The 10,867-nt window shown below is 54.6% G+C and carries 15 protein-coding genes; 3 read left to right on the forward strand and 12 right to left on the reverse strand.

The window, feature by feature from the left end; genetic code table 11:
- Window positions 1-31: 31 nt before the first annotated feature.
- Window positions 32-490 (reverse strand): MucR family transcriptional regulator, encoded by a 459-nt coding sequence (locus GEU01_RS16695; protein WP_026018819.1) that lies wholly within the window; start codon window positions 488-490, stop codon window positions 32-34.
- Between the two features lie 416 nt (window positions 491-906).
- On the opposite strand from GEU01_RS16695, the gene GEU01_RS16700 reads away from it, so the two are divergent.
- From GEU01_RS16700 to GEU01_RS16710, 3 genes are read left to right on the forward strand one after another with little or no spacing between them, the layout of a single operon-like run.
- Complete coding sequence (locus tag GEU01_RS16700; RefSeq protein ID WP_019086981.1) at window positions 907-1,242, forward strand: hypothetical protein; 336 nt, start codon at window positions 907-909, stop codon at window positions 1,240-1,242.
- 21 nt (window positions 1,243-1,263) lie between these two features.
- Complete coding sequence (locus GEU01_RS23070) at window positions 1,264-1,575, forward strand: hypothetical protein (RefSeq protein ID WP_019086982.1); 312 nt, start codon at window positions 1,264-1,266, stop codon at window positions 1,573-1,575.
- A complete protein-coding gene (locus tag GEU01_RS16710) occupies window positions 1,572-2,147 on the forward strand; it encodes a recombinase family protein (RefSeq protein WP_019086983.1) in 576 nt (191 codons plus the stop codon). Before GEU01_RS23070 ends, GEU01_RS16710 begins: the two co-directional genes overlap by 4 nt.
- On the opposite strand, the gene GEU01_RS16715 is transcribed toward GEU01_RS16710, so the two are convergent.
- From GEU01_RS16715 to GEU01_RS16760, 11 genes are all read right to left on the reverse strand, one after another.
- On the reverse strand, window positions 2,144-3,055 hold the full coding sequence (locus GEU01_RS16715; RefSeq protein WP_019086984.1) for a DUF3991 and TOPRIM domain-containing protein: 912 nt from the start codon (window positions 3,053-3,055) through the stop codon (window positions 2,144-2,146). The genes GEU01_RS16710 and GEU01_RS16715 overlap by 4 nt on opposite strands.
- A gap of 65 nt (window positions 3,056-3,120) precedes the next feature.
- Entirely contained in the window at window positions 3,121-3,957 is an 837-nt protein-coding gene (locus tag GEU01_RS16720; protein WP_232272592.1) for a DNA/RNA non-specific endonuclease, read from the reverse strand.
- Window positions 3,958-4,280: 323 nt separating this feature from the next.
- The gene (locus GEU01_RS25875; RefSeq protein ID WP_146221665.1) at window positions 4,281-4,676 is read right to left on the reverse strand and encodes a hypothetical protein; all 396 of its coding nucleotides are present in this window, start codon (window positions 4,674-4,676) and stop codon (window positions 4,281-4,283) included.
- Window positions 4,673-5,683, reverse strand: coding sequence for a TrbI/VirB10 family protein (locus GEU01_RS16725; protein ID WP_019086986.1), 1,011 nt, complete (start codon window positions 5,681-5,683; stop codon window positions 4,673-4,675). The genes GEU01_RS25875 and GEU01_RS16725 overlap by 4 nt, the downstream gene beginning before the upstream one ends.
- A complete protein-coding gene (locus GEU01_RS16730; protein ID WP_019086987.1) occupies window positions 5,680-6,348 on the reverse strand; it encodes a hypothetical protein in 669 nt (222 codons plus the stop codon). The genes GEU01_RS16725 and GEU01_RS16730 overlap by 4 nt, the downstream gene beginning before the upstream one ends.
- 2 nt (window positions 6,349-6,350) lie before the next feature.
- Window positions 6,351-7,235 carry a TrbG/VirB9 family P-type conjugative transfer protein gene (locus GEU01_RS16735; RefSeq protein WP_232272593.1) on the reverse strand — a complete coding sequence of 295 codons (885 nt, stop codon included), beginning with the start codon at window positions 7,233-7,235 and terminating at the stop codon, window positions 6,351-6,353.
- Window positions 7,236-7,335: 100 nt separating this feature from the next.
- Window positions 7,336-8,100, reverse strand: a complete 765-nt coding sequence (locus tag GEU01_RS16740) for a hypothetical protein (protein ID WP_232272594.1) — start codon at window positions 8,098-8,100, stop codon at window positions 7,336-7,338.
- 54 nt (window positions 8,101-8,154) lie between these two features.
- Window positions 8,155-8,892 carry a hypothetical protein gene (locus tag GEU01_RS23075; protein ID WP_019086990.1) on the reverse strand — a complete coding sequence of 246 codons (738 nt, stop codon included), beginning with the start codon at window positions 8,890-8,892 and terminating at the stop codon, window positions 8,155-8,157.
- Window positions 8,893-9,166: 274 nt separating this feature from the next.
- On the reverse strand, window positions 9,167-9,643 hold the full coding sequence (locus GEU01_RS16750) for a hypothetical protein (protein ID WP_019086991.1): 477 nt from the start codon (window positions 9,641-9,643) through the stop codon (window positions 9,167-9,169).
- Entirely contained in the window at window positions 9,640-10,446 is an 807-nt protein-coding gene (locus tag GEU01_RS16755) for a hypothetical protein (RefSeq protein ID WP_019086992.1), read from the reverse strand. Before GEU01_RS16755 ends, GEU01_RS16750 begins: the two co-directional genes overlap by 4 nt.
- 37 nt (window positions 10,447-10,483) lie before the next feature.
- A partial coding sequence (locus GEU01_RS16760; protein ID WP_019086993.1) for a transposase occupies window positions 10,484-10,867 on the reverse strand: 384 nt, incomplete at its 5' end.

Raw genomic sequence — 10,867 nt, forward strand, 5'->3', positions numbered from 1 at the left:
CCTGCTTTACGTAACGCATATCAATGACTTATTAGACGGCCTTTTTCTTCCTGCCGCGTTTGGCAGGTTGCTGCGGCTGCTCATTTTGACGTGCCGAGAGTGAGGTAATATCGCGCCCTAGTCCAAGTTCTTTGGCCAGTTCCGACCGGCGGGCCGCGTAGTTGGGTGCAACCATCGGGTAATGCTCCGGTAGCCCCCATTTTATCCGATATTCGGTTGGCGTCATGCCATAGGTCGCCTGCAAATGGCGTTTCAGCATTTTCAGCTTCCTGCCGTCCTCAAGACAGATAATGTAATCTGGAAATACCGACCGCTTAATGGGGACGGCAGGTGTTGGCTGGTCTGGTGCGTGTTCCTGCTTCGGAGAAATGGCCTCGTAAACCTTGCCGATCAGGCTTGGTAGTTCATGAGCCTCAATTTCGTTTTGTGAAACATACGCGGCCACCATCTGCGTTGTCATGGTCAACCGTTTGGATAGTTCTTCGCCCATCATCTATTCCTTAAAGACTGTCATTATCCTATAAATATATGACCCGGTTATGGGTAACAATCGCATGTTTTCATGAGACTTATTCCGGCGACGGCCCCTCGGGGGGCCTAGCATTGGGGGGCGGTTATACTTCCTGGTCCTGTCCCCGTAATCCACCCGGCGTCAGCCGGGCGCAGCGTAGCGGAGCAGACTATAAACAGGCGGAAAGGCGGCTATAGGGTCCAGCCAAGGGAGCCTGTTTATAGTCTGTGGTTTACGGCGGGCAGGATCAGGCCCGCTTTTGAAGCGTCCTACGGCGTCAGAAATATAGTCAAAAGTGATCGACTTTTGACCCTATTTTTTGATACATCTTTAATGACGGTTCTCCTAGCTATCTCCTAGTGTGTCAAAACCGACCGTTTTTGAAAGGATCTGTCATGGCCATAATGTCGTGGCGAGCGATACTTAGCTTTCTGTTCCTGGCGTCAACGGCAGGCACGGCGCTGGCCCTCTATGTGGGGGTATGGAACAATTATACCGCGCTCGTGGCATGTGTCTTTGGCGGCATTACCATAGCGACCATCGAGACAATGGCGACGCAAACCAAAACATGCCCCAGCATCTTCGGCGTGTGTACTGCGGTCGCAATCCTCGCCTGCGCTGTTGAGGTCAATCACATGATGGCCTCGCCTGCGATGAAGGCGCTGAATCTTACCGCTGCCGTGGTGGCAATTTTTGCTGCATTGCAGTTCTCCCACCGGACGGATCAATAAGTTGCAGAAAGAATAATTCCCATGAGTAGATACAATTTATCGCCCAACAAAGAATATGCTGATTTGATCGTCACCGTGGGATGGGATGCACCTATGCAGACCTATTTCGGCCAGGTAGCCGATCCAGATGCAGACGGCGAAGACGACGATCTTGTACTATGGGTAGGCACTGCATCACACGAGATTCCGACCATAGACCGACTTGCAGAACTGGTGAGCGATTACGCTGTAATTGCCATGGATGTTCGTGAAAAACTCCATGCTGATTATGTGGCTTCTCTTGATAGAGGACCGACGCCCTTACAGCGGTTCGGGCGGACATTCTTCAAATGAAATTTGGCTATGCCCGCATTTCTCGTTCTGAAAGCCAGGATGTAGATATGCAGTTGAGGGCGCTAGAGAAAGAAGGCTGCGAGCGGATCTTTCAGGACACGGGAAGCGGTAAGAATATGAGCCGATCCGAACTAAAGCGCCTGCTAGACTACGTGCGTCAACACGATGAAATTATTGTCTGGCGTCTGGATAGACTGACGCGAAGCCTGATTGACCTAGTGACACTTACTGACACGCTGGGACAGAAAGGCGTTGCTTTACGCTCAATTACAGAACCGATTTATAATACCAACGGTCCCACGGGAAAGGCGGTATTGCAGATTATGGCCGTCATGGCCGAATTTGAGCGCAACGTGATCGTAGAGCGAACGCAGGCAGGGCTTAGGGCCGCGCGGGAACGCGGGCAACGACTTGGCCGCCCTTCGGCCCTGACCAGGGATCAGGTCGCATACATGAATCAGGAAGTCGATGCAGGCCGCCTATCACTGGTCCAAGCTGCTACGCTATTCGGCGTCAGCCGTTCAACCGTTCAAAGGGCACGCAGAGACAGCCAACGCAAGACCGACCATTAACGGGATTTTAACTGATCGTTCCAGTCGGCATGACGTAGGGGCCGCAAGCGGCGAACAGGCACGTTCAGCATATCCCCTATCATGGCTGCATAGCGGTCTCCGGCTGCATTGGCGTCGGTCGCCGCTACAACGTCCCGCAGGGTCTCTCCTAGCTGACAAATCACACGGGCGGTAAGAGGCCCCATTCCACCGCCAGTAGATACATACAGCGTGTCGGATCTCTTACCTTCCAAAGTGGCCAGGCTCATGCTGTCTATCGCCGCCTCTGTGATAGCAAGGCGCGTGTACCCACTGTCGGCCCAGGCGAAGCGGAACAATGCCTTTTCCCCACCCTTACAGAAAGCGGATTTCATGTTGGGACCACGCATTTCCCATCCGGTCATGGTTCGCTCAACATCACAATGAGCCGCCCACATTGTTCCGTATGGCCCTTCCGCGAGTACAGCCGCATCGACGGCCCGCCGCACGGTTGCTACCGGCAGGCGTCGTTCTTTGGTGAGATAGCGCCAAGCCGCAGATTGCGGATCTGGCATTTGCCGAGACTTCCACCGATCCACCAGGTTCAAACCATTCTGCGCTGGGGCCGATGGACGGACGGCGGCGGGAAGTGCGGGCGCAATTCCGGCCAGCTTGCGTAAACGCACCCGTGCCCGACCGAAATTCTCCCCTCGGTAAAGATACTGCACCAGGCCGAACACATCACCCTTGACCTGATTTTCCAGCGGCGCAAACCAGCCTCGTCCGTGATTGTTCACGATGATGATTTGATGCCCGTCTGCCCCTGACTTACGGACGTATTTCCAAACGTGGTTGCTGCTTTCGCCCGGATAAAGCGTAAAGCCATCACGTTCCAAGAGCGTGCGGCAATCCACATTGTCACGCAGGTATGTAATCTCTTGATCGGACATGACTCTATATTACCCGCTTTACGTAAAGCGTGCAATCGTGCTTTACGTAACGCAATAAGGTGGAATTACCGGCTGGGCCGCGTCCACTGACGCAACCAATCGCGTAAAGCCTTTTTCATTTCCCCAATATCTTCGGAAACCACCCCATCCGGGGTGTAGGGAGAATGTTCAGGCTTCGGCAAGGGAAACACCTGCTTTTTTGATGCTGCGGCCACCTGGGGAAAAGGGTCAATCCCCACTTGCACGGTTAAGGCGGCCAGGCTTTCTACAAAGCAGGCTGGTCGTTCATTCACGTTGGCGCATACATAGGCCCCGCCACCTTTCTTGGTCGGCAGATATACGGCCTTCCACGTAAACGCAGGCACGAAAACATGGTCAGGACCAATCGTGTCAATCTCGGCGTCATAGCCTGGTCCGGTTACGATCAGCAGTTCCCCGACCTGCAAGGCCAGGTCTCGTACGGCCATTTCCACCCCGGCCCATATCCCCCGGTTGAGCGCCGGGGTTTGAGGCACGATATTGCTAAGATAGAATGTCTGCGCCTGTGTTTGCCTGTCTGGTTCGTCTCCCGATGGGGTCATGTGGCCTCTATCGAAACCAGACCGGCGATAATCCTCTAGGGTCGCATCTTGGTCGTAGGGTAAACGCGGATCTGGCTGAAACTGCCCTTGCCGCTGGATGCCTGCCGCCAGTCGGACGTTCTCACTGGTCAGCCTCTCGGCTGACCACAATGGGCCGTGGGTAATGGATGAATACAAGACGCTATAATGGCCATTGCATAGAAACGTCGTACCCGCCTGCATTTTGGCATTGACGATCTGCGGCGTAGGATCTGAATAGCAACCGGCGTGCGCCGGTCCAGTTAGGAATATGATGGTGCTGGCTATCGCCAGCACAGGCATACCCTTCCACATTGGATTTCCCCTAAAAAAAAGCCGCCCTGGGGGCGGCTTCATCTGTCATGCAGCGCCCGTGCCTTAGCTTTTGCACTCTTGGGGCGAAAGAGAAGGTGAGGGCTGGGTTACGCCCGTGGCCGGAATGGTTGGACTGGTTACAACGGGCGTTACCGGCGGCGTCGTCCCGTAAAGGTTTGCCGCTCGGATACGACCCGGGTTGAGGTCCAAGTGAACCTCGTTGGCCGGTTCCAGGTGCAGGCGTGGATCTGTCTGTTCTCCACACCCAGCCAATGCCAACAGCACCGGCAGGCCGATTAGAACTCGCTTCTTCATCGTGCGGCTCCTGCCCAACGGTAGGTGTCTGCCGACCCTGCCCATGTGTATGTAATAGCGTGGTGGTCGGCATCCACCACGATAGCGGTACGCGATCCGCCAATAAGGATCAGAGCCCGCGCGATGGTTGTAATTTCTGGCCGCAAAGACAAAGGCGAGGGCGGCTTTTCAGCTATTTCTCGTGCCTCTGGTCCACAGTTTGGGCAATCCACTACCAGATGATACCCGGTCGGTCGCAGGATGTATTCTGCGGCCTCCTGTACGGTCTTTGCGCTTTTGGGATACTCAAGCCGGGTAACAGTGGTCATGCTGCTGACAGTGGGCAGCGGCTCCGGCTTCTGGTGAGCGCAGGCCGCCAGGGCAAATATGGAAAGAAGGGCGATGCGTTTCATTTTGTCGCCCCCTTGTACGAGACATTGGTAAGCTGAAAATTGTCCGTTGCCCGCCACTCTGGCGCGAACTGCTCACGGTTGAAAAAAATATGGATGGGGACATGGCCCGCACGCACGGTCGTAGTGGGTCGCAGGTTCATGTACTGCTGCAAGGTATTCTGTCCGCCTTGCTGGATTTCTTCGGCCCCTTCCTGACCGACCGTATTAAACGTGTTCGATTTCTGTGTGATGTTGGATAGGATCGACGGAATGGATTGCAATCCGGCCAGACCGATAGCGGCCCCCAGCATGGGGGCAATATGATAGTTCGTCTTGTCTCCCACCCCGTTGATACCGAAGCGGTCAAGCACGTTCTGCCCGCGTATGCGCATTGATCCGCCATCAGGACGGGTGATGTAGAGCGGCACGAATGTTATCCGGTTGCTGATAACCGAATTTGTGCCACCCCCGATCCCCATAATCTGCCCGGTGACGATGGAACCTGCCGGGAAAAGCACATGCTGCCTGTCAATAGAAAGGATCGGCTGGGTGAGTTCTCCCTTGAAAGGACCAGGATGATCGCTGTTCGCAGTCATTTCGAGCGTGCCGGTAGCCATATATCCCACAGGGATTTTATAGCGGTCTCCGATTTTGCCGGGTGTGAAATCGTCCGTATCTTGTGATGCTTTCTCAAGCCGCTGTTTAAGGCGAACCTTCCTCTTTCCTGCTTTGGTGTCGGGCTGGTCGTCGTCGTCGTCGTCGTCGTCCTGCTGGGCCTGTTCATCCTGGCTGTTGGTCTGCCCGCCTGCTGCAAGATCACTTGCGGTTACAAGTGGCTCGCCTGTCTGCTCCTGCCATTGAGCATTAAGACGGGCGATGCCTTCCTTGAGCCGGGCACCGTTGGCCAGCATGGCGGCAGGGACCGGCTTGGATGCAATCGCGCCGCTGGGAAAGGCCATCTGTGCCATAGCCGGAATAGGCAGAGGCATTAGCATGAGGGCAGCAAAAATGCTCTTTATCGGTTTCATTGTGCTGCTGCCTCCCGCTCCCGGCGTGCAAGCATGTCCTGCTGGCGCTGCCGGATTTCCTCTAATCTCTGCTGTAGCTGTGCCTGTCGGATGCGGCTTGCTTCCCGCTGCTGTGCCGCATAGCTGTCGTCAAAAGTGGCTGGCCGGTTGCGGGGAACGGCCCCATTACCGTTGCCGCCGTTGGCGTTGTTGGCCTGCTGGCCTGGGGGTAGAGTGTTGATTCCCTGATCCCAGGTTTGCGTCTGCTTCCAGCCCTGCTTCACATAGCTAATGTCCGACTGATCTTCATTAGGTCCGACCTGGACCACGCCGGTTCCTTGGCCTTGGCCTTGTGGCTTCCCCTGTGGATTGGCAATGGCTTCTTGTGCCGCGTGCGCCGCCCGTTCCCTTTCTTCTTCCTGCACCTGCTGCTGGTAGGCTTTCAGGTCGAACGCGGAATTGTTCTGTTCAATGGGTTTGGGCTGCGCCTGCTGGTCGTGATGGCGCTTATTGGGGCCATGAATCACGATGATAAGCATGAGCAACGCCACAGCGGACAGGCCAACAACCATGATCTTCTTGGTGTGATCTGTAGCTTTCAGCTTATCCTTTAGCTTCACCAAAGATGCTGGACGATGAATCCGCGCGGTGTTGGGCTGCTGCTCGTTGTTCGGTTCCGTGGTCATGGTCAGCCACCCCGCACGATACGGATACGGTTGGTCCCTAGCCTGACGTTAATACGGTCATACAGGCCCGGAATCACATAGATACCCGTCATATCGTCGTAATCGGACTGTACCGCCACGTCCTGACCATCATGAGAACCAGTGATAACCGGCACGCCGTATCCGCTCTGATAGACGCGGACATAGGTGGTTTCCCCATCGTCATAGACAGACGGAATGAGCCGGTGGTTTTTCCATGTGTAGGCAGTATGGAGGGAATGCTGAAACTGCTTAATGCGGTCTTCGGCCTGCTGAATAACCTGCGACCGCATGGCGTCAAACTGCTTCTGATATGCAGCCTGTTCGTCAGCGTGCCGCTTTGCCTCGGACGCACGCCACGCGGCAGCGGCAGCGGCTTTCTGCTTGCGTGCTTCCTCGGCGGCCTGCTGCGCCTGGGCAAGCTGTTCGGGCGTTAGCGAACTCGCATTGGGAGAGAGGAAAGGATACGGCACGACCAGGTAGCAGGGCGTGGAATTGGGAACGCTCTGCACCGTGAAGTCGTATCTGCGTCCATCGACCATCGACACCGATAGGCCAACCTTGTCGGCCATATTGGTATCCTGATTAGGACGGACCCACAGATCATTGCCGTGGTGTTCTTCTGTCCACAGTTTCGTGGAAATCATCGCATGGGCAAGAGGCAGCGGGAAAATCAGGTGAGCCGATACATTCACCGATGCGTTAAATTCCCGCGTGATGCCCTGCGGCATCAGGAGCGGCGTACAGGCTTTCACCGTATTGATCGGGGCATCTGCTGCCCCGGTCTGCTGCGGGGCACCCACAGGGGCAGGAGCGGGGGCAGGGGCAGGGGCAGGAGCCGCATACGGATTAGGGACCGTGCCGGACATGGCCGCTTTCTGCTGGTCTGTCAGGCGGGGAGACTGCGCATGGCTATAAGCCGTGGATGCCATGAGCAATCCGATAGCAATAACAAACTTTTTCATGGCATTAATGTTCCTGTGAAAGCGCAGTAACGATGTGGCTGGAAAGGATCTCGACGCCAGGGCCGTTTTCCTTCAACTGCTGCCAGTCGTGTTGTAATTGTGCGAGCGGTACCAGTCGCCATGTCAGTTTGACAATCTTCTGTTCGTCGGGTCGTGTGCCGTCCAAATAATGCTGTGTTACATACACAGTAGAATCTACGATAATCGAACTACGGTTCGCGGCATCGGGATTTACCATTGTGCTGTGATCTATGGCCTTAATGACGATGGAATACTCTCCACCATTGCCATTTGCTTCAAAGTCGGTTGCTTCCTTCGCGGCTGCGCCGTCTGCCAGCCATTCCCGACGCAACGTGGGCGACATGAACAATGCCGCCAGCCCGTAATCGGAAACAATGGTGCTGCGAATATGCCGATAGCGATGCTCCACAAAATTGATAAGCGCCGTGTTAATGAACGGCTCAAAAAACCTGTTTGGATTTCCGCCATCACTCCAAAGCTGTGCATCGCTGCGGCCATCTGGCTGCACCTTTACCCACGCGATCCGTACGTCATTGGCATAGCGATCGTCCGCACGCCGCCACCCTAAGCCGGAAATAATCAGCGCACCGATCAGACCGAAGGTTGAAAGCCGCCAGAAATTGAGTTCGGCCTTAGCCGTGGCCAATTCCCGCTGGCTGCGCTTGCCTCGCAATATCTGGATCTGTTCGTGCGTTTCCGTGTCGATTACGCCGCCATCAGGCGGCATTTCGACGGGTTTCGCGGTCATTCTTGCCCGCGTCACTGATCTGATAACTGATTGAAACATGGTGAGCCTCATGTGTTACAGGGCGATGGCACTCATAATTGCCGCACCCGCTGCCTTGCCGCCTTTGGCAACCATTTGCGAAGCGTCGATGTTCTGTGAACCAGTCAACATCGAGGTGAGGACGCCCGCAAAAAACAGTAGAGCCAAAGAACAAAGGGCCATAGCAGACAGAATAAGAAAGCTAAGGGTATCGTTGGAGTCCAACGTAACCAGACCTTTTCCAAGACCACCAAAATCTGCCTGATAGTCAAATACTGCCGCGAATAACAGGCAGATAATAACGATACATACCCTCGAAACGAACGCAAATAGCGACGCCCAAAAGAGCATTTTAAGCCATCCGTTGAATACAAAACTGACTGACTCATGAAAAACAAATACAAAAGCCAATGGACCGACGATAACGGCAACCGCCGCAACCAGTGCAGGCCAGATACAGCAGAACAAAGCCGCAGCAAATAGAATGATCTCAAACAACATGAACATGCAGTTACAAGCAAAGGCGGCCAATCCCATGCTAAACAAGTTCCCATCCACAAACTGAAACTTCGCCCATACTGCAAGAATATATTGGGCAGGCTGCATGATGCCACTGTCGCCCATAGCTTGTTTCTGCACTAGCAGTCCTAGATATTGGCCGCCATTAACGATACCATATGTCCACCCTCCATAAGTGGAGTAAAGGGCAGTCACAATAATTCCGGTAATCAGAACATTAATGATGCCAACATATGGATCGTTGAATACTGCCATTCTCCCGGTAGTTTCTACCAGCTTGCAGACCCACGCGCCTAATAGTATTGCCCTACACCATGATGTATAAGTACTTGAACTTGATATATCGTAACTTGATCCCAGCGTTTCCGTAACTCGCGTCTGAATGTTGAGTAGGGCTGCCTGGATATGCGAGGTCATAAAGCCCGGCGTACTCAAATCAGTCTGGGTAATTGCAGCGTGTGCCTGCCCTGCATAGCAAATGCCGACCCCGATTAGAGCCGATAGGATTACAAGATTCCGGCGCATCGAACTACTGCCCTCCCTTGCTAAGATCCAGCAAGGGCGGCAGGCCACCTTTTGCATTGATAAGCTGTCGAATGAAATTAACGTCCAACTGGACCATTTCATACGTGATTTCGCCCGTTTCGGCAGGGTATGAGCCTACCATGCGCACCCGCCCATACAGGCCATTCAGGCGCTTGATCTGTGCGTTCAAGTCACTGACTGACATGCTGCCATAGTGCTTCTGCACGTAGGCCATTGTGCCCGGCATGTTGCCGCCATTCCGATATTCCGCGAACACTTCCTTTCGGCAGTTCATTTCACGAATAATCGTCAGGTGATGTTCACGGCATCGGCTCCTTTGCTCTGCCTTCATCTCCGTTTCCGTGGCTTTCCACGCCGGGTCGATATACGGCACGCCTTGAGCATGGGCACTCCGGCCCGCGCCCCCGATGGCAACGGCTCCCAGCACAACAAGAGAAACGGCTTTCAGGGTATTTTTCATTGGCTGCTCTCCGTGAAAGCCTGCACCCGTTGCAGGGATTGCAGATTTTTTTCGGCTATGGTGTTTTCGATTTCGAGCCGTTCAATCTTCGTTTGCAGTTCATTGTCTGCCGTGACCTGTTGCAGCCGTAAGGCCATATCGTTCTGGTGCATCTGCGTGCTGCTCTGCACCACAAGCTGCTGGGTGGCCGCCCCAAGATCATTGTCTGTCAGGTCATTGGCCCGCTCGTCCTGATCCTGCATCAACGCAGCGGTGTCCTGGCGCTCCCGATCTACAGCCGTGAGGGCATTGGAATACTGCATGACCTGGTTGGTATCCCGGTTCATGCGATCATACCCGCCGTCAGACGGCGAAGCGGAAGACATGCCAAAGATGCTGCCAATCTGGTATTGGGCACTGTTGCCAGTGCCAGGCAGATAGTAGCTGTCCGATAGGAGGCTGCGGGCACGCGAAACAAAGTTTTCAAACGGATCTATGGAATAGAGCGGGTTTAATTCCATGACGCCGTTATTGAATGACTGGTAATTATCGAGATTAAACCCCGAAAGCCCCAGCATATTTTCAAGGCCCTGCGCGTTCTGCAATTCTTGTGCGAATTGCTCGCCCTGCATGTAATACTGCTCGCCCTGCTGATAATACTGCTCACCTTGCATAAGGTACTGCTTGGCCGCTTCAAGGTAGCTAAGGTCCGTATTAAGCTGGGTCTTTATGTCGGACGTAAGCACCTGGGCATGGGCGTTGCCGGAAACAGCCATGATACTCATGGCCGCACCGGCCATAAGCACCGTGCGAACGTGCTTCATCACACTTCCTCCTTCTCTTTTGCCCTTATACCAACGGTTATGGGCACTGACCTGTGTGAGCCCACTTTCTAAGACCGATGGATCGAATGGTGTCAGGCAAGGCGGCAAGATTATTCCAAGCGGAACAGGCAGCGTCGATGATGTGCTCGATGCCGTCGAAGACGGTATTGGCCAGCCAGTTGGCGCGCAGGAACTGCCAGATATTCTCGACCGGGTTTAGTTCGGGAGCACGGGACGGCAGGAAGATCAGGCTGACGTTGCGCGGCAGTCTGAGTTTGGGTGTCGTATGCCAGCCGGCACGATCGAGCAGGACGACGGCATGCGCTCCGCGTGCGACGCAGCGTGAGATTTCCTCGATATGCAGTTGCATGCTGGCCGTGCCGGTAAACGGCAACACCAGGCCTGCCGCCTTGCCGAGTGC

Source organism: Komagataeibacter europaeus LMG 18890 (assembly GCF_000285295.1).
In the GTDB taxonomy this organism is placed as follows: domain Bacteria; phylum Pseudomonadota; class Alphaproteobacteria; order Acetobacterales; family Acetobacteraceae; genus Komagataeibacter; species Komagataeibacter europaeus.